The sequence below is a fragment of the Halochromatium roseum genome (assembly GCF_016653315.1).
Classification (GTDB): Bacteria; Pseudomonadota; Gammaproteobacteria; order Chromatiales; family Chromatiaceae; genus Lamprobacter; species Lamprobacter roseus.
The window spans coordinates 288752-305966 of the sequence record NZ_NHSH01000065.1 but is presented as its reverse complement, the minus strand read 5'-3'; the positions used below and the strand labels follow the sequence as shown (position 1 = coordinate 305966).

Below are 17215 nucleotides of genomic sequence, written 5' to 3'. Positions count from 1 at the left end.
GGTCGGCGAGGAACTGGCAGGCATCAAGCTCGATGGGGCTGGCGGTTTGTCCCCTCGGATTGCAGGCCTGTTTATACTGATGTCCCGATTGTTCGGGTTGCAGGATTTGTCATGAAGTTCCCCTACGGCACCGCTGATTTTCACGCCATCCGCACCGAAGGCTACTACTACGCGGATCGCACCGCGCGCCTTCGTGCGCTGGAAGAGGCCGGCAAGCAACTGCTGTTCCTGCGCCCCCGGCGTTTTGGCAAAACCGCCTGGCTCACCACGCTGGAGAATTACTACGACCTTGCGCGGGCCGGGGAATTTGATGCCCTGTTTGGAGCGCTGGCGATTGGTCAGAACCCGACCGCCCGGCGCAACAGTTACTTTGTGCTGCGCTGGGATTTCTCCATGGTCGATGCCAGTGGCCGTCTGGCGGAGATCCGCCAAGCCTTGCACAATCACCTCAATGCCCAGGTGGCCGATTTTGGCGTGCGTTATGCCGACAGGCTCGGCGGCGACTTGCGCTCTCACCCCAACGATGGCCTGGTCGCCTTGCGTTCCGCCGTCAGCGCCGCCCGCGCCCAGAGCCATGATCTCTACTTGCTGATTGATGAATACGACAACTTCGCCAACGAACTCATGCAGGGCCGCCAGGCTGATTATGACGCCTTGGTCTCCGGGGAAGGGCTGCTGAAGACGGTGTTCAAGGCGGTGAAATCCCTGGCCTCGGGTGCCGGGATTGACCGGGTGTTCATCACCGGGGTGTCACCGGTGGTACTGGCGGACATTTCCAGTGGTTACAATGTATCCAAAGACATCAGTCTGGATGCCCGCTTTGTCGATCTGTGCGGTTTTACTGAAGCGGAAGTGGCCGCCGTGCTGGATCAATTGGCCGCTGAGCAAGGCCGCGACTCAGGCGATCCGGGCTGGTCAGCACGCATGCTGGAGACTATGCGCACCTGGTACAACGGCTATCGCTTCGGCTACGAGCCGGGGCCTGGTCTCTATAATCCCACGCTGGCGCTGTATTTCTTCGATGCTCTGGCCACCACCGGAGCACCCCCGCGCGAGATGCTCGACAGCAACCTGGCCATGGATCGCAACCGCATCGACTTCGTCGTCCGCCAACCGCATGGGGCCGAGCTGATCAGTGCGGCACTGGATCCCGAACATCCACCGCTCATCGCCAGCCTGGCGCATCGTTTCGGCGTTGAGGACATGCACCGCGCGCCCAAGGACGCCCCCTTTCTCGGCTCTCTGCTGTATTTTTTCGGCGCTCTGACGCTCAAGGATTTGGATGTCATGGGACGGCTGGTGCTGGGGGTGCCCAACCTGGTGATCCGCAAACTCTATGTCGAGAAGTTTCGCGATCAGCTCTTTCCGGACTACCCCGCGCGCGAAAGCCTGCGCGCTGCGGCTGAAGCCTTCTACACCAGTGGTAACCTTGCGCCCCTAATCGAGGTGCTGGAAACCAATCATCTCTGCGTCTTCGACAACCGCGACTATCGCTGGTCCAACGAACTGACGGTCAAGACCGTCTTTCTGGTCGCGCTCTTTGCCGACATTTTCTACGTGATGGACTCCGAGACGGCGATTGATCGCGGCTATGCCGACCTGTCGCTGATGGTGCGTGAGGACATGCGCCGCTTCGCGCTTCTGGATCATCTGCTGGAGTTCAAGTACCTGAGCCTGCAAGACATCGGGCAAACCGGCCAGGCTCTGCGCACCCAGTCACGCGAAGAACTGGCCCGTCTGCCCCTGGTTGCCGCCAGCCTGGACGCCGCCGAAGCCCAGCTGGCCGACTATCGCCAGGGACTGGAACAGGCCTATGGCGAGCACCTGCGTTTGCATACCCATGCAGTGGTGGCCTTGGGCTTCGAACGGCTGCTGTGGCGCAGTACTCCCGGAGCGCCCGTCTGAGTATCGATTATCTATGCACCAGACCTCAGAAAGGCGCATCACCCGGACCCGGATCGAAAGGATCGAGGGGAGGTGGCTCCCCGGCGCCTGTGGGCGGGGTGGCGGTGGGCGGCCAGGGTAGCGTCGCCGCCAGGCGCAGCGCCGATTCGGTGACCGCCACCAGAGCGCTGTCGGCAAAGGGGAGGATTTCCACCGGCGGCTTGGCCGGATCGACCGTATCGTTGGCGACATCGACATACCAGGCGCCAAGCTGGAAGGCATTTTTGGAAATAGCACCCGCGCAACACGCCCCACACCAGACGCAACTGCCCGCCTGTGGTCAGGAACGCGCGCAGCCGATCACATCCATCCGCCACGCCGGCGGGCAGCCCCGGCACCACGCCTGACTCAAGCCAGAGGCGCAGTTGGCGCAGCACGGCCTGGGAGAGTTCCAGACACTGCCCGAGCGGATAAGGCTTGCCGCCCTTCACCGGCTTGGCGGCGGCCAGTGGTGGGTCGACGCTTGACCGGGCGTGCTGCCACAACTGAAGAACGGCGTCTTCATGTGGCTCAAGGTGGTCGTGCGTGAGAGCCTGCTGCGCAGGCGTGGGGTCGAGTGGCTGCTGAGGCAGCACGGGAATTTCGCGAGCACGGGTGTGATGTGTCAATGCGTCAGTCCTGGGAGTTTCGAACGGGGCAGCCCGGTTAAGATGGTCATCATCCTCATCGTAACGCTCGCCTGGACAGTCACAGGCCATGTTCAAAGCGATGCGGGCGCAGGAAGATCCGCTATTCTCCGGTGGCTTTCAGCACTGGGGAGCGATATTAAGGTTCATCATCACCATTGGAGTCAGGCCATGCGCTTTTTCAACACCGAGGGACCGGTGCGGCCCGACGAGCATTACAGCGTGCCGCCCTTGCTGCGTTGGGATCTGGAGGAGATTCTGACCCTGATCGGGCGCAAGAAATATTTCCTGCTCCACGCTCCGCGCCAGACTGGCAAGACCAGTTGTCTCTTGGCGTTGGCCGAGCAGTTGAATCGCGGCGGCGTTTATCAAGCGGTTTATGCCAACCTCGAGACCGCACAAGCGGCGCGCGAGGATGTCGCGCTCGCGATGACGGGGATCGTGCAGACCATTGCCGCGGCAGCGACCAGACAACTCGGTGACACCGGCGTCGAGTCGACGGCGACATCCATCTTGCGCGATCGTGCCGCCACGGTCGCGCTGGGGCAGTTCCTCGAACGCTGGTGCGCCGCCGCCCCGCAACCACTGGTCTTGCTGCTCGACGAAGTCGACGCCTTGATTGGCGACACCCTGATCTCGCTGCTGCGCCAACTGCGCGCCGGCTACCCCCAGCGCCCCGAGCGCTTCCCGCAGACGGTGGTGCTGTGCGGGGTCCGCGATCTGCGCGACTATCGCATCCAGGCCAGCTCCGAGCGCGAAGTCATCACCGGCGGCAGCGCCTTCAACATCAAGGCCAAATCGCTGCGCCTAGGCGATTTCGAGGCCGCCGACGTGCGCGCGCTGCTGCACCAGCACACCGAGGAGACCGGCCAGGTCTTCACCTCCGAGGCCATCGAGCAGGTCTGGACCCTCACCCAAGGCCAGCCCTGGCTGGTCAATGCCCTGGCCTACGAGACCTGTTTCGAGAGGCGCGCGGGACGCGACCGCAGTCGTGCAATTGATCGCGCCATGATCGACCAGGCCAAGGAGACACTGATCCTCAATCGAGTCACCCATCTCGATCAACTGGCCGACAAGCTGCGCGAGCCACGGGTGCGGCGGGTGATCGAGCCGATGCTAGCCGGCACCGCGCTCGGCGAGGTACCGGAGATGGATCGCGACTATCTGCTCGATCTCGGCCTGCTCAAGCGCGCCCACGGTGGCGGCCTGGTGGTGGCCAACCCGATCTATCGCGAGGTCCTCCCGCGGATGCTCGCCAGCGGTCCCCAGGATTCCCTGCCCCAGATCTTCCCCAGTTGGCTCAATGACGACGGCAGCCTCAACCCCGAGCGCCTGCTCACCGCCTTTCTCGCCTTCTGGCGTCAGCACGGCCAGGCCATGCTCGGCAGTGCGCCCTATCACGAGATTGCCCCGCAGTTGGTGCTGATGGCCTTTCTGCACCGGGTGATCAACGGCGGCGGAACACTGGAGCGCGAGTATGCCATCGGCATGGGGCGCATGGATCTGTGCCTGCGCTATGGCGCGGTCACCCTGGGCATGGAACTCAAGGTCTGGCGCGACGGGCGTCCCGATCCGCTGGACGAGGGCCTGGCACAGTTCGATGGCTATCTCGACGGGCTAGGCCTGGACACGGGCTGGCTGGTAATCTTCGACCGCCGCACCGATCAGCCGCCGATCGAGGCGCGCACCACCTATACCGAGGCGCGCAGTCCGCAGGGGCGGAGCCTGGTCGTGGTGCGGGCTTGAGGGCAATGCCATGGAGTTAAGCCCGGGTGGTGAGTCCAAGGCGAGAAGGCGCACCACATTGTTGATCATCTCGTTAGCGCAAGAGGTTGCTTAACTCAACGGCATGGGCGTGGATGACCTCGAAGCCGATCAGATTCTGTTCCCGCGACCACAGCGCCTCGGTGGCGCGCCAGGCGTCTAACCTGGGGTTTCCGCCAAGGCGAGCGCGTCCGCTGCGCCCTCCCCCGCTGGCGGCAAGAAGCGGTCGTGATACTCGCTGCTGGCGAGGAAGCCCTCGATCACCGCGCTTGGTGGTTGGCCGAGGGCGAGCTGTTCCTGCCACCAGGCGTAGCCAGCGGCATCCGGGCTGCGATTCAGGCTCCCGAGATACAGTGTAGTTCCGGCAATGGTGCGTGCCACTGGCGCATCAACGGGCATCGCTTAACGATAGGAGCGCTGTCCGCGGATCAGTGATACCGATGAATCTGCGAGCATTTTCTGTGGAACACGGCGCCTTATTTCCGGTATAACGTCGCGCATGGAAGCTAGATTGAGCAAAAAACGCTACAGCGGGCGCGTCTTCGACGCCGCCGCGCTCGAGCAGGTGCGCGACATCCTGCGTACACATGCTGGGGCCAGCCGCCAGCAGCTGAACTACCGGGTGTGCGAAGCGCTAGACTGGCGCAAGCCCGATGGCAGCCTCAAGGACATGTGCTGTCGGGTTGCGCTGCTGGGGCTCTATCGCGACGGGCTGATCGCGCTGCCGCCCCCGCGACACAGCATGTCTGAGCATCAAATTGACGAAGAGCGCGAAGAGCGGATTGCGATGAAAGTGCTGGTGGATACCTATGACGATCAGGAGGCGATTGCGGGTTGGTCCTGTTATCTCGACGACAAGCTGTCCTTTCCATTCCAGGCCCGCTGTATCAAGGAAAGTCAGCGCTCCCCCCTCAAGCTCGGAGAGCCCGTGCAGGTGCTGGCGATGATCAACGACGATGAGTGCCTGACCGATATGGCGGTCGAAGTCGAGTGGGCCGGGAGCACCTGCGGCGTTCCGCTCTCGCATCTGCAAGGCATCGATGTGGACGAAGACACGGCGGAGGCCATCGCCGATTGGCACTACTGGCTGGCCACCGGCAATCGGCTCTAACGCTTTTTGATACTGAAGGCTTGCGCGAGCGTCTCTGACTGCTTCCGCAAACACGGATGGACATCGACCAGGTCAAGACCTTCCTCGCGGTCGCCGCCCATGGCAGCTTCCTCGAAGCGGCCGCGCAGGTGCATGTCACCCAGTCGACGGTGAGCGCGCGCATCCAGAGCCTTGAGCAGCAGTTCGGCGCCCGCCTGTTCGTGCGCAATCGCGCGGGCGCCAGCCTGACCCATGCCGGGGAGCGTTTTCTGCGACACGCCAAGACGCTGCTACTGACCTACGAGCAGGCGCGCCACGAGGTCGGCCTGCCGAGCCGCTTTCGCGCCAGCCTCACCCTGGGTGCGCGCATCGCACTCTGGGACAGCCTGCTGCCGCGCTGGATCGGTCGCCTGCGCGAGAGCATGCCGGATATCTCGCTCAACACCGAGATCGGCTTCGAGGAAGACCTGATGCGCCGGGTGATCGCTGGCACCATGGACCTGGCACTGATGTACAGCCCGCGCCAGGCCGCTGGCATCCAGGTCGAGTACCTGTTCGACGAGACCCTGATCCTGGTCGGCCCGGACCCGGAGCGGCGCGCGCTCGACGACAGCTATGTCTACGTCAACTGGGGGCCGACCTTCTTCGCCCAGCATCGCCAGGCCTATCCGGAGCTGGAGCGCCCGGCGCAGACCGCCAACATTGGCTGGCTTGGGCTACAGCTGATCCTCGCTAACGGTGGCACCTGCTTCGTGCCGGAGCGGGTCGCGGCCTCTTATCTTGAGGGTGGTTGCCTGCACCGCATCCACGACAGCCCGAGCCTGCGCCTGCCGACCTATGTGGTCTATCCGACTGCGGGCAGCAGGGGCGTCGTTGACGCAGCTCTAGAGACGCTCCGCGCCCTGATCCGCGCTGAGCATGGTGAAACTGAGTCGGGCTGAAGCTGAGAAGCTGTCTGAAATCCCAATCGCGGCGGCAACGTTCCGTGCTCGAGAGACTTCTAGGATGGCCACCGCAGCATTTCCAGACAGCTTCAGAAGCGATAAGGCGGAGACCGGCTCACCGTCCTAATCCCGCGCCAGCGGCAGCCCGGCATGGCGCCACTCGGGCAGGCCATCGGCCAGGCGTCGAGCCTCGAAACCGGCCTCGCGCAGCGCCGCGACCGCCTCGAATGAGAGCGCGCACCAAGGACCACGGCAGTAGGCGACGACCTGTCGCTCTGGCGGCAGCTCCGCCAGTCGGGTCTTGATCTGCTCGAGCGGGATATTCAGGGCGCCTGGCAGATGGCCCTGGCCGAACTCCTCGGACGGGCGCACATCGAGCGCCGTCACCAGCCCATCCTGCGCCTGTTCCAACAGCTCCGCCGCCGGCATCGGCTCGAGCGCATCACGCTGCAGCAGATACTGCGCCATCAGCTCAGCGACCGCATCGCTGCGATCCTGGGCGATGCCGCGCAGCGCGGCGAGGGCATCCAGCGCCCGCTCATCGCCGAGCGAATAGCGCACATACTTGCCATCGCGCCGCGCATTGACAAGGCCTGCGGCCTTGAGCTGCTGCAGATGCTTGGAGGTGTTGGCCACCGACAGCCCGCTGAGCCGCACCAGTTCCTCAACGCTGCGCTCGCCTTGGGCCAGGTAGTCGAGCAGCTCCAAGCGTGCCGAATGCCCCAGGGCGCGCGCGATCACGGCGAGATGCTCGAACAGCTGTTGTTTGGGTGATGCAGACTGTGACTGGGTCACGATGAGCGGCTGGTAAGGACAGGGCGCCACAGTATAACGTCCCACGCCTCAGAGCCCGCTCGCTGCTATCCGCTGGCACTCAGCCTGCGCCCGCAAAGGCGAGATGCTGCTCTGCGGCACCTGCATGGACGCGCGAGGTATCGCCGATGACGAGCTGGTCGAGGGTGCGTGCCGCAGCACCATTTTAGAGGCGCAGCTCAGGAGGAAACTGTCCAAAAATTTGGGTGGTTTTTCTGCGATTCCGGGAGGTCTGAGCACAGCCTTTGTAGCGCATTATTCCGGCTCGAGGCTAGTCGCGGTGCCGATGAAGCCCAGCCCTTTGTTAACCGCGAGCTGCCTCAACGCAGGAAAGTGTCATCAGGATGCACTCGCCTCCTCAGCCGCCTCAATGGCCCGCTGATTGGCCTCGAAGCCGCCCTTGGCCTTCCAGCCGACCAAGCCATCTTGCAGGATGCGGACATTGTTCCAGCCCAGCAGGCGCAGGGCGAAGCCGGCCTGGGCCGACAGCGAGCCGGTGTTGCAGTAGATGATCACAGGCTGTTCGCGCGGGATCTCGTTGCGTCGTGCCACCACCTTGCGCCACTCGATGTTGGTGGCTCCAGGGATGTGATCGGCCTCGAACTGCGCCGCATCGCGGGTATCGATGATCAGGATGTTGGGCCAGTCCTCGGCCGGGATCTGCTCGGGCAGCATCACGCTCGAGCCGTATTCGGTGAACTCCAGGTATTCCTCCATGGCCTCGGCCAGGGCCGATTGATCATCGGCTTGGAGCGGGGCGGCCAGCAGGGAGAGGGCCGCGCAGGCGGCGAGGAGCGATTTGTTCATCATGCTGTTTGTGACTCCAGTGGTGAGGATGGCGGCGCTGCGGTGGCATCGAGTCGAGGCATCAGAGCCGCGATCGCACCGAGGCAGGGCTCAGGTCATCTACGCGCCCATTGTCAGGTTGAGCGGGCTGTGTGCAATAACCTTCAACCCAATCGTTGATCATGCGGTTGAGATCTGTCAATCTTTGCGGCCATCAATATCGTCCAAGTAGCACCGAGACATCCATTCATGAATCAGGGCTTGGTGGCCAACAGCGGAGAAGCCGCCGATGCCTTTGAGATGCCCGCGCAGGTGCGCGATCAGTATCGGATGCCGCTCTGGAACTAATTGTTCGAGGTCCACAATGGGCGGTTCTTCCAAGCGTGGCTCGGCGGCGGCTCCATCCTGATCGTGCCGCTCGGCGCCTTGCTGCTAGTGCTGATCACGCTGACCGGCGTCTACGATTGGCTGCGCAACTGGCTTGGGCGTCGGCGGCGCCAGCATCGACTGACGCCGAACCGCGTCGCTCGTGAGACGTACTGAACAAGCGTCTTCCGCCGGCGCGAGTGAGGCCGACGTCCTCGCCGCCACAGGCCTCAGCGACGCCCAGTGGAATGGCGCGATTGCCGCGCTGCTCGCCGAGGGGCGGTCACCAAGTTCGGTGCCGGTCGCGGCATTCGTTATCATCTCCTGAATCCTGAATCCTGAATCCTGAATCCTGAATCCTGAATCCTGAATCCTGAAGCCTGAAGGCTGAATATGACCCATCAAGTCATATCGATTACGACGACGACCTCCTGATCAACGTCGGCTTATCGCCCGATGAGTTTGCGCTGGAGGCCCGTCTCCTGTTGGCCACGCAGCTGTACGAGCAGGGCAAGCTGTCTTCGGGACAGGCAGCCAAATTGTGCGGCAAGGGCCGCGTTGATTTTCTCTACGCGCTGCCTCGGATCGGGTTTCCGATCAGCAATATGCGTCCAGACGATGCGGATCTGGAGATCGACTTCGCCCGACATGGATAAGCGGATCGTGATCAATACGGGGCCTTTGATTGCCCTGATGCGGATGGAGGCGTTGGAGGTCGCGGCCCAGTTGGATCTGGTGTTTGTCGCCCCCGATGAAGCTGGTCCACAGCGGCTGATAGAGCGCCGCCCCCAAGATGCCGACCACGGCGGCATTGGCACCCGCCACCAGCTTGAGCCCCCGGAGCAGGTCTTGCCCAAGTTCGCCGCCAACCGCCTCGGCGCCGAGCGCGAAGGCCAGCAGCAAGAGCGCCGAGGGCAGGGTGAAGGCGGCCCAGGCGAGCAGGGCGCCGCGCAGTCCGCCGCGCAGATAGCCGAGCGCGAAGCCGACCTGACTACTCGCCGGTCCCGGCAGGAACTGACAGAGCGCCACCAGATCGGCATAGCTCGCTTCGCTCAGCCAGCGCCGGCGCAGCACCAGTTCATCGCGGAAATAGCCAAGATGCGCGATCGGACCGCCGAACGAGATCAGGCCGAGCTTGAGAAAGGCGACGAAGACCTCGCCCGGGCGGCCGGACTCAACTGTCGCAAGCGTCTGTTTGACGGTCATCCCAAGGCGCTCAGGGCGGTGATGGGGCCATGATCGTGCGGATCATGGACAGAGGGTAGGCGTGTTTGATCTGCTGATCGGCGACCCGTTTGATCAGCGCAGCTGGCTTTGCTCCAATCCATACCGTGGAGCTATTCCATCGCATGCCGAAGCTTTCGATCCACGTTAACGTGCTGAAAGTGTAGCGCAAGCCCATGACGATAATTCGCTTGCCATTGGCGGTCCACAGCACCCGCCAAGGCAGCTATAGGAGGTCTTGATCGCAACCTCGCTCATCGGGCTGTTCGCGATCGATGGTCGCCGCCGGTCGACTCGGGTTCGCCACCGGGAGGCCAACTTGACATGGGTCAAGGCCGGCAGAAGGGGCCTGGGTAAAGTCGACACCTCAGGGTCATGACGGCGCTGTGCGCGCGCACAGACCCGACCGGCTGGGAGCGTTTTACCCAGCTGTCGTTCTGGTGGATGCACGCCATGGTGCTCGTGTGGGTGTTGTTCACGCTCATGCTATTCGTGCTGGAGCCCTTGGTGCTGTGGAAGCTGTTCCTGCGCCATGCGGCCAAGCATCCACGCCGAGTCTTCGGCTGGATGGAGCGCATGCACTGGCTGCTGCTGACGCTGAGCCTGGTGACGGTTGCCGGCGCCGTGGCGGGCAGTCACGGCTAGCTCTGGCTGTGAGATGAACGTCATCCACCGTGTCTCCAAATGGCTGCACAAGGTGCTCGGGCTGGCCCTGATCCTGATCCTGTTCCTGATCTGGATGAGCCTCTCCGGTGTGCTGCTGAACAGATCGGACTCTTGGTTCAACCTGGCGCGGGCCTGACCTCATCCTGGATGCGACCGATTAAGCCGCTCCGCGAGCCGTGCCGGCCACTCGGTTGCCAGCACCAGATCGCACTCCACCTGCGTGCCGTCGCCGCCGACCAGCTCCAGCTCGCCGATGCGATCGATCTGACCGGCCTGGAATGTCTCGTTCATCAGCTGCAGCAGGGCCTGCTTGTACTCGGTATCCGGATTGCCGGATAGGTGCTCACCCTCCGGATCAGGTCCGGGTCCGTCTCCGTGGTATTGGCGGCGATGATCTTGTCCGCCTTGGCCTTCTGCGCTGATAGCTCGATGAAATAGTCATCAAGCCGCGCCAGCACGCGGGCTTGGTATTCCAAGTCACGAAGAGGCATGGGTTTTCCCTCTTGGATGCCCCTGCGAGTGTAAGTAGGCAGCGAGCCGCGCTAGCAGCCGGCGATGCCGTTCAGGGGCCAAGGTTCCGATGGCTCCGAGTAACCGCGCTTCGGGGAGCACTGCCAGGAATCCAAAGCGAATCAGCGACGGCGCCTTCAGCCCGCTGCCCCCAAAGTCCGCGTCTTCTGGTCCGATGATTTCATCGAAGCCCGGTACAACCTGCCGCAGTTGGGTGCTGACCCCACATAAGAGCCAATCGCCGAAACCCGGCATTCGCAGTAAGGCGATACAAGGCCGATTCTTCACCACCCCGTCTGCCTGCGGTAGGGGAGTTATCACAAGATCGCCCTCGTTCATCGAGGCAGCACATGGGCCGGGCCATACTCCGGCTCGTTGTCGCCGAAGGCATTGGCAAGCGCGTTGGCGGCGAGGTCTGGCCAATCGGTGTCAATCTCGTCCGCTGGCTCCAACACAGTCACCAGTAGTCGGGCATTCGGCACCAGCTTGATGGGCTCGTCCAGTTGGATGGTGCGGCCATCGTAATGGGCCTTGACAGTCATCGCGGGCATCGGCGTTTGCTCCAACAGGTGGGTTAGGTCCGCTCGACTCGGTACAGGGCGAACGGCAATGGGGCGAACTCCACGTTCAACCGTTCCTCGTTTAGGATGCGCTGGGAGACGAAGCGCGCGGCGGCGAACACCAGATTCGGCTTGTCCGGCTTCGCTGCGGCGAGGGCGCGCGCCCGGCTCAGGGTCAGCGCCGCGTCGCGCGATTGCAGAAAGGTCAGATCGGGCTCATAGATCAGCCACAGGTGCAACAGTTCCGGCATGGTGAGGCTCGGGTCAGCGGAGGTTTCGCGCGAGCCGGTGCCGGCGCAGGAAACAGGGTGACGGCTTTCATCGGGTGGCGGGCGGTGAGTCCACAGCCCAGGTTGATTGTCCCACTGCCTTAGGCCATCCGTACAGAAGCCGTGCTGAGCCTGCAAGCGCTCGCCAAGGCCGGGGCGCTACCCGAGCACAGCCTCTGTAGCACCTTATTCCGACATCGGCTCGCACCTTCAGTCAACCGATCTGCCTCGATGTTGCAATACCCGACGACCGCGAACTGCATCTCGATCGCTCGTGCTGCGGCCTTGCGGCCGAGGTCTGCTATCGACCGGACACTCACCGCTGTCGTTGACCAGCCGGTTGCCGTCGCGAGCTGCTTGTAAGGCCTGGCGCGTTGGCGAGCCTGGTGCAGCGCGTCGCAGGCGCGCTTGCCAGGCCTGTGCGCGCCAGGCCGACAGGACGGCCCTTGATGCGTATCAAGCCCCCTCTTCTGCCTTGCAGCTGTTCTCGGAAGCGACTCGAACATCGGAAGCGCAGCGGCTCAACTCGGTGCTCGACTGGCTTCTGCCCTGTGTTTCGCCCAACGCATGGGCTCGATCAGTCAGCCTCAGCCCTCGGCCGCGCCAACCCCAGATCATCAAGTAGCACATAGAGCGCGGGAATCACCAGCAACACCAACAGCGTCGCACTGAGCAGCCCGAACACCACCGAGATCACCAGCGGCTTGATCGCATCGGCCTGGGTGCTGGTCTCGGCGAGCAGCGGCGCCAGACCGGCCATGGTGGTCAGCGAGGAGATCAGGATCGCGCGCAGCCGCTGACGGCTGGCCTGGCCGGCAGCGGCCGCGGCAGAGAGTCCCTGGGCGCGGTTGGCGTTGATGAACTGGATCAGCAGGATGGCGTTGTTGACGACGATGCCGGCCAGCGAGGCGGCGCCGATCAGCGACGGCATCGACAGGTAATAGCCCATCAGCACATGGCCCCAGATGGCGCCGATGAAGGCGAGCGGGATCGCCAGCATCACGATCAGCGGCTCGACGTAGCCACGGAACTGGAACGAGAGGATGACGAAGATCCCGAGCAGGCCGATCAGTAGCCCACGGCGAATCGAACCACCGGTCTCGGCGGCGTTGGCGACCTGGCCCTCGAACTGCACCTCAACCCCAGGATGACGCGCCTGGAAGTCATCCAACCAACGCCCGCGCAGATCGCTGACGATGGCCTGACCGCTGGCCAGCCGGGCATCGACATCGGCAGCGACCGTCACCGTACGACGGCCATCGATGCGGGTGATCCGCGCCCAGTCGCGCTGCTCGCTGACCCTGGCCACCGCGCTGAGCGGCGCGCGCTGGCCGTCGGCGAGCTGGATGGTCTGATCGGCCAGATCATCGAGCCCATCGCGGTCGTCCTCGGCCTGGCGCACCAGGATCTCGATGTCCCAGGCGCCGATGCGCTGGCTGTCGGCGATCTCGCCGAGCCAGGCCGCGCGCAGTTGCGCGGCGACCTCCTCGGCGGTCAGCCCCAGCCCATGGGCACCCTCGGCGAGCCGATAGCGGCGCTGCGGCTTGCCGGGGCGCAGATCGTCGATGACGTTGAACACCGCCTGATAGCCGGCCAGCTGCGCACTGGCCTCGAGCGCGGCGGCCTTGAGCGCGTCCAGATCCTCGCCCTGCAGGCGGATCTCGACCGGGATACCGGCCGGGCCGAAGCCAGGCTCCTGGATCAGCAGACTGTGGAGGCCGGCGATCGGGCCAATGGCCGCGCGCCAGGCCTCGGTCAGCCGATCCAGGCTCAGCGTGCGACGTTCGGCGGCGAGCAGATCGACGATCACCGTCGCGACATGGGGGCCGGCCTCCTGCGCGCTCGGGTTGTGATTGAAGCGGGTCTGGATCGCCTCGACCAGCGCGGCGCCGTCGGGCTGCTGCGGTGTCAGCTCCGCATCGAGTTGGCGCATCGCCGCCTCGACCTGTGCCGCGACCGCCTCGGTGCGCGCCAGCGGCGTGCCCTGCGGCATCAGGATGCGCGCCTCCAGCACATCACCGTCGATCGAAGGCATCGCCTCGCTGCCGATGTGGCCACCGGCGACGAAGCCGACCGAGCCGATCAGCACCAGCAGCACCAGGCCGAGCACCGCATGGCGGGCGCGGATCGCCGCATCGGCGACGCGACCGACGCGCTCGCGCAAGGCCGCGAAGCCGCGCTCGAAGGCCTGCCGCAGCCGCGACTCGGGCGCCTCCCGCAGGCTGTTGACGCTGCCCTTGAGATGATGCGGCAGGATCAGGAAGGCCTCGATCAGGCTCGCCGCCAGCGCAGCGATCAGCACGATCGGCAGCACCTGGAGCACCGCGCCCAGCTCGCCGGCGAGGAACGACAGCGGCAGGAACACCGAGACCGTGGTCAGGAAGGAGGACAGCACGCCGGGCAGCACTTCGCGGGTGCCGGTGACGACGGTGTCGAGTGGAGAGGGTGCAATCCTGCTGGCAGCCGAGCTCTCTGAAGAAGCGTTGGTCGCGGAGCTCGGTTGAGCAGCGGCACTGCCGTTTGCCTCCGCGTTGCACGCCTCCGCGTTGCACGCGTCCTTATTGTCGTTGCTGGTCCCTTGACCAACCCCGCCATCGGACGGATGGCTGACCGCATCTCGAGCGCCGTGACTTGCTCGAGCACCGAGTCGAGCGCTCGCCCGCGCGGCAATGTTGTCGGTGATGACGATGGCGTCATCCATCACGATACCGATCGCCATCAGCAGCGCCACCAGGGTGATCATGTTTAGCGACAGCGCGGTCAGGGCCATGACCACAAAGGCTCCGGCGAAGGCCGCCGGCAGTCCGAGCACCGCCCAGAGCGCCAGGCGCGGGCGGAAGAACAGGCTCATCACCAAGACCACCAACAGCAGCCCCATCAGGCCGTTATTGACCAGCATCCGCAACCGATCGCGCACGATGCTGGTCATGTCCTGGGTCAGGGTCAGCTGCATGCCGGTGCTGAGCCGCGCCTGCTCCTCGGCGACCAGGGCCTCGAGCGCCGCGAACACCCGCAGTGCATCGTCGCGCAGGCCCTTGCTGACCTCGAGCACCAAGGCGCGCTCGCCGTTGAAGTGGATCTGCTCCTCGGTGCGCTCGCCGACCTGCGACAGCTTGGCGAGCTGGCCCAGGGTCAGCTCGCCGCCCTCAGCATCGGACACCACCACCAGATCGGCCAGCGCACGCAGCGAGCGACGTTGATCGGTAAAGCGTAGCAACAGCTCGCGGTCGTCGCCCTCCAGGACGCCGAGCGGCAGGTCGATGTTCTGGCGGGCGATCAGTTGCGCCAGTGCACGCGCCGAGAGTCCGTGCTGGGCGAGCACGTCGCGCGGTACCTCCACCAGCCACTGGCGTTGCGACAGGCCTTGGATCTGCACCTCGGCGACACCGGGCAGGCGCAGGATACGATCTTCGAGACGGCGCGCGATCTCCTCGAGCTGCGCCAGCGGCAACGCGCCGCTGATCGCAACCGCCGCGACCAGATCGCTCTGATGCAGCGAGCGCACGATCGGCGTCTCGGCGCGAGCCGGCAGATGGCGGATGGCGCGCACGGCGGTCTCGATGTCGCTGCGAAAGCGCAGCGCGTCGCCGCCGGGTTCCATGGTCGCGGTGGCGTTGGCGAGGTTGTCCTGAGCGATGCAGCTCAGCTCATCGAGATCGTCGACTGCCTTGAGCGCATCGCGCAGCCGTCGGCAGATCGCCTCCTCGACATCGGCGGCGCTGGCACCGCGGTATTCGACCTCGATGCTGACTTCGGTCGGGCGGTAGTCGGGGAAGGTCTCGCGCTGCAGGGTCGGCGCGGCGAACAGACCCGCGGCCAGCAACAGGAGCAGCAGCAGGTTGGCCGCGGTCGGGTGGGCCGCGAACCAGCGGATCATGGGATGGCTCCCGCCGAGGGCGTTTGTGCTGGTTGCGGGGGGTGAGTTGGAGGAGCAGGGCGAGGGTTGATCAGCATGCCATCGATCGCCGGCAAGGGGTCATCGACGATGACGCGATCGCCGGGCGCGAGGCCAGCGGCGATCACGGCAAGGCCGCCCTGCTCGAAGGCGATCTCGACCGGGGTGTGGCGAAGTCGATCCTCGGCGTCGAGTCGATAGACCAGGCGCGTTCGATGACCGGCGCCAGCTCTAGAGCCAGCGCCAGAGTCTGAGCCTGATAGGGTCTGCTTGCTATCGGCTTCTGCCTGCCTGCCGGCTTCCCCATCGACTGCGTTGTTGACTGCACCGTCGACGCCCACGGCGGGATGCACGGCTGCCGCTGCGGGGTGCAAGGCCGCCGTCGGCACCACCAATCGCGGCTCAGGACTGGCCGCGGACAGGGTGACCTGGGTCAGCATGCCGGGCTGCAACGGCGGGCGATCGGGCGGGCTGGCATCGCGATAGGGATGCGCGACCCGAACCACCACCCGCGCGCTGCGGGTCACCGGGTCGAGGCCGCTGGCGACCCGGGTCAGTTCAGCGGGCCAGCGCACCTGTTCGTCGCCGACCAGGCGCACCTCGGCGTTGACGGCGCTGAAGTCCATGCGCTCATCAAGACGCCGCGTCTCGGGAATCGGCGCGTTCGATGCGTTCGGTCCATTAGGCGTGGCAGCGACCGTCGCGACACTGCCGAGCAGTCGGCGCAGCATGCCAAGCGGGATCTGCGCCTCGACCTCGGCCGCCGCAAGGCTGTCGGCGCTGAACAGCTGTTGGCCCGGCGCGATGTACTGATGCAACTCAACCTCGACCTCGGACAGGCGCAGCGCATAGGGCGCCTCGAAACGGGTGTCGGCGAGGTCCTGCTCGGCCTGCGCCAGCAGCACGACGGCGCGCGCCTGTTGCGCGGCCAGTTGCTGACGACGGGAGGGGATGAGCGAGAGTTCGTTCTCCAAGGTCGCCACGGCGCGGCGTTGGGCGGCGCTGGCGCGACGCTGCTCGTCGAGCTGCGAGCGCGAGGCCGAGCCGTTCTTGGCGAGCTGTTCGATACGCGCGAGTTCCTGTTCGGTCAGGTCCAGGCGTTCCTGCTCGAGGGCAAGCAGGCGGCGCGTGCTCTCGGCCTCGACCTCGAGCTGGGCCTGCTCGGCGCTCAGACGTTCGCGTTCGGCCTCGGCCTCGGCGATGGCCAACTGATAGCGGCTCGGGTCGAGCACGAGCAACAGGGTGCCGGCCGGCAGCAGGTTGCCGCTTTCCAAATCCGGATGGCGCTCGACCACGCGCCCGGCGACATTGGCCACCGCTTGCCAGCGTTCGGCCGCGCGCGCGGTGCCGAGGCCGCGCGCCTCGATTCGCAGGGCGACAGGTTGCAGCTCGATGACGGTCAGCGTCGGCGCCGGTGCCTGGCTGTCGCTGTGTTGCGGTGCCCGGGCATGGCTGATCAAGAACGCGGCCAGGGCGATGCCGCCGCCCAGCCCGAGTAGGATCAGCAGTCCACGGCTGAGTGAGGTCAGGATGGGCTTCATGGTGACTCGCTGAGGACTTGTTCATCGAAGATCAGGTGACAGGGAAGGAGCGGCGTCGTGATCCCTAAAGCGTTCATTGAGCCTGCAGCCGCCTGTCCGCTCCTTGATCGGAGTCAAGCAGCGTTTGGTCGGGGGCCGTTCGCTCGGCCAGTCATTGATGGCGGGGCAAGTCGCATCGGGCAGTATCGAACCGCTTCGGATGGATCGTCTCTGCGAG

The 17215-nt window shown here is 64.9% G+C and carries 20 protein-coding genes; 9 read left to right on the top strand and 11 right to left on the bottom strand.

Features of this window, described 5'->3' with window-relative positions; all coding sequences use genetic code 11:
- Positions 1-111 precede the first annotated feature (111 nt).
- On the top strand, positions 112-1905 hold the full coding sequence (locus CCR96_RS17575; protein WP_201221634.1) for an AAA family ATPase: 1794 nt from the start codon (positions 112-114) through the stop codon (positions 1903-1905).
- A gap of 836 nt (positions 1906-2741) precedes the next feature.
- Entirely contained in the window at positions 2742-4316 is a 1575-nt protein-coding gene (locus CCR96_RS17570) for an AAA-like domain-containing protein (protein ID WP_201221632.1), read from the top strand.
- 177 nt (positions 4317-4493) lie between these two features.
- On the opposite strand, the gene CCR96_RS17565 is transcribed toward CCR96_RS17570, so the two are convergent.
- The gene (locus tag CCR96_RS17565; RefSeq protein ID WP_201221630.1) at positions 4494-4715 is read right to left on the bottom strand and encodes a DUF4214 domain-containing protein; all 222 of its coding nucleotides are present in this window, start codon (positions 4713-4715) and stop codon (positions 4494-4496) included.
- A gap of 130 nt (positions 4716-4845) precedes the next feature.
- On the opposite strand from CCR96_RS17565, the gene CCR96_RS17560 reads away from it, so the two are divergent.
- Both CCR96_RS17560 and CCR96_RS17555 read left to right on the top strand, forming a co-directional pair.
- Entirely contained in the window at positions 4846-5445 is a 600-nt protein-coding gene (locus CCR96_RS17560; protein ID WP_201221628.1) for a calcium-binding protein, read from the top strand.
- A gap of 56 nt (positions 5446-5501) precedes the next feature.
- Positions 5502-6365, top strand: coding sequence for a LysR family transcriptional regulator (locus tag CCR96_RS17555; protein WP_201221626.1), 864 nt, complete (start codon positions 5502-5504; stop codon positions 6363-6365).
- Between the two features lie 126 nt (positions 6366-6491).
- Here the strand turns inward: CCR96_RS17555 and CCR96_RS17550 are convergent, their stop codons facing one another.
- On the bottom strand, positions 6492-7163 hold the full coding sequence (locus CCR96_RS17550) for a metalloregulator ArsR/SmtB family transcription factor (protein WP_201221623.1): 672 nt from the start codon (positions 7161-7163) through the stop codon (positions 6492-6494).
- A 357-nt stretch (positions 7164-7520) separates the two neighbouring features.
- Positions 7521-7988 (bottom strand): rhodanese-like domain-containing protein, encoded by a 468-nt coding sequence (locus CCR96_RS17545; protein ID WP_207191993.1) that lies wholly within the window; start codon positions 7986-7988, stop codon positions 7521-7523.
- Between the two features lie 327 nt (positions 7989-8315).
- Between CCR96_RS17545 and CCR96_RS17540 the strand changes: the two genes are divergently transcribed.
- Genes CCR96_RS17540 through CCR96_RS17530 form a run of 3 tightly spaced genes read left to right on the top strand, consistent with a single transcriptional unit; the run spans position 8316 to position 8989 of the window.
- The gene (locus tag CCR96_RS17540; RefSeq protein ID WP_201221619.1) at positions 8316-8510 is read left to right on the top strand and encodes a hypothetical protein; all 195 of its coding nucleotides are present in this window, start codon (positions 8316-8318) and stop codon (positions 8508-8510) included.
- Complete coding sequence (locus CCR96_RS17535; protein WP_201221617.1) at positions 8497-8661, top strand: hypothetical protein; 165 nt, start codon at positions 8497-8499, stop codon at positions 8659-8661. Before CCR96_RS17540 ends, CCR96_RS17535 begins: the two co-directional genes overlap by 14 nt.
- A gap of 52 nt (positions 8662-8713) precedes the next feature.
- On the top strand, positions 8714-8989 hold the full coding sequence (locus tag CCR96_RS17530) for a UPF0175 family protein (RefSeq protein WP_338035907.1): 276 nt from the start codon (positions 8714-8716) through the stop codon (positions 8987-8989).
- On the opposite strand, the gene CCR96_RS25145 is transcribed toward CCR96_RS17530, so the two are convergent.
- Complete coding sequence (locus CCR96_RS25145) at positions 8931-9539, bottom strand: chromate transporter (protein ID WP_201221615.1); 609 nt, start codon at positions 9537-9539, stop codon at positions 8931-8933. The two genes, CCR96_RS17530 and CCR96_RS25145, sit on opposite strands and share 59 nt — an antisense overlap.
- Positions 9540-9549: 10 nt before the next feature.
- Entirely contained in the window at positions 9550-9771 is a 222-nt protein-coding gene (locus CCR96_RS24245) for a hypothetical protein (RefSeq protein WP_207191992.1), read from the bottom strand.
- Positions 9772-9932: 161 nt separating this feature from the next.
- Here CCR96_RS24245 and CCR96_RS17520 point away from each other — a divergent pair, with 161 nt between their 5' ends.
- Positions 9933-10202 (top strand): hypothetical protein, encoded by a 270-nt coding sequence (locus CCR96_RS17520; protein ID WP_201221613.1) that lies wholly within the window; start codon positions 9933-9935, stop codon positions 10200-10202.
- Positions 10203-10215: 13 nt separating this feature from the next.
- Positions 10216-10359, top strand: a complete 144-nt coding sequence (locus CCR96_RS17515) for a hypothetical protein (RefSeq protein WP_201221611.1) — start codon at positions 10216-10218, stop codon at positions 10357-10359.
- A 2-nt stretch (positions 10360-10361) separates the two neighbouring features.
- Here the strand turns inward: CCR96_RS17515 and CCR96_RS17510 are convergent, their stop codons facing one another.
- The 6 genes from CCR96_RS17510 to CCR96_RS17485 all read right to left on the bottom strand — a co-directional run bounded on the left by CCR96_RS17510 (position 10362) and on the right by CCR96_RS17485 (position 16998).
- A complete protein-coding gene (locus CCR96_RS17510; RefSeq protein WP_201221609.1) occupies positions 10362-10514 on the bottom strand; it encodes a hypothetical protein in 153 nt (50 codons plus the stop codon).
- Complete coding sequence (locus tag CCR96_RS17505; protein ID WP_201221607.1) at positions 10514-10714, bottom strand: hypothetical protein; 201 nt, start codon at positions 10712-10714, stop codon at positions 10514-10516. Before CCR96_RS17505 ends, CCR96_RS17510 begins: the two co-directional genes overlap by 1 nt.
- A 354-nt stretch (positions 10715-11068) precedes the next feature.
- Complete coding sequence (locus tag CCR96_RS17500; protein WP_201221605.1) at positions 11069-11284, bottom strand: hypothetical protein; 216 nt, start codon at positions 11282-11284, stop codon at positions 11069-11071.
- A gap of 23 nt (positions 11285-11307) precedes the next feature.
- Positions 11308-11544 carry a hypothetical protein gene (locus tag CCR96_RS17495; protein WP_201221603.1) on the bottom strand — a complete coding sequence of 79 codons (237 nt, stop codon included), beginning with the start codon at positions 11542-11544 and terminating at the stop codon, positions 11308-11310.
- Positions 11545-12139: 595 nt separating this feature from the next.
- Positions 12140-15439 (bottom strand): efflux RND transporter permease subunit, encoded by a 3300-nt coding sequence (locus CCR96_RS17490; protein ID WP_201221601.1) that lies wholly within the window; start codon positions 15437-15439, stop codon positions 12140-12142.
- On the bottom strand, positions 15436-16998 hold the full coding sequence (locus CCR96_RS17485) for an efflux RND transporter periplasmic adaptor subunit (protein ID WP_201221599.1): 1563 nt from the start codon (positions 16996-16998) through the stop codon (positions 15436-15438). The genes CCR96_RS17490 and CCR96_RS17485 overlap by 4 nt, the downstream gene beginning before the upstream one ends.
- Positions 16999-17215: the final 217 nt, after the last annotated feature.

What these genes read in the sequence shown, in the direction of transcription:
- CCR96_RS17575 (WP_201221634.1), top strand. Translation starts at nt 112, where the DNA reads ATGAAGTTCCCCTACGGCACCGCTGATTTTCACGCCATCCGCACCGAA.
- CCR96_RS17570 (WP_201221632.1), top strand. Translation starts at nt 2,742, where the DNA reads ATGCGCTTTTTCAACACCGAGGGACCGGTGCGGCCCGACGAGCATTAC.
- CCR96_RS17555 (WP_201221626.1), top strand. Translation starts at nt 5,502, where the DNA reads ATGGACATCGACCAGGTCAAGACCTTCCTCGCGGTCGCCGCCCATGGC.
- CCR96_RS17545 (WP_207191993.1), bottom strand. Translation starts at nt 7,988, where the DNA reads ATGAACAAATCGCTCCTCGCCGCCTGCGCGGCCCTCTCCCTGCTGGCC.
- CCR96_RS25145 (WP_201221615.1), bottom strand. Translation starts at nt 9,539, where the DNA reads ATGACCGTCAAACAGACGCTTGCGACAGTTGAGTCCGGCCGCCCGGGC.
- CCR96_RS17520 (WP_201221613.1), top strand. Translation starts at nt 9,933, where the DNA reads ATGACGGCGCTGTGCGCGCGCACAGACCCGACCGGCTGGGAGCGTTTT.
- CCR96_RS17515 (WP_201221611.1), top strand. Translation starts at nt 10,216, where the DNA reads ATGAACGTCATCCACCGTGTCTCCAAATGGCTGCACAAGGTGCTCGGG.
- CCR96_RS17510 (WP_201221609.1), bottom strand. Translation starts at nt 10,514, where the DNA reads ATGAACGAGACATTCCAGGCCGGTCAGATCGATCGCATCGGCGAGCTG.
- CCR96_RS17505 (WP_201221607.1), bottom strand. Translation starts at nt 10,714, where the DNA reads ATGCCTCTTCGTGACTTGGAATACCAAGCCCGCGTGCTGGCGCGGCTT.
- CCR96_RS17500 (WP_201221605.1), bottom strand. Translation starts at nt 11,284, where the DNA reads ATGCCCGCGATGACTGTCAAGGCCCATTACGATGGCCGCACCATCCAA.
- CCR96_RS17495 (WP_201221603.1), bottom strand. Translation starts at nt 11,544, where the DNA reads ATGCCGGAACTGTTGCACCTGTGGCTGATCTATGAGCCCGATCTGACC.
- CCR96_RS17490 (WP_201221601.1), bottom strand. Translation starts at nt 15,439, where the DNA reads ATGATCCGCTGGTTCGCGGCCCACCCGACCGCGGCCAACCTGCTGCTG.
- CCR96_RS17485 (WP_201221599.1), bottom strand. Translation starts at nt 16,998, where the DNA reads ATGAAGCCCATCCTGACCTCACTCAGCCGTGGACTGCTGATCCTACTC.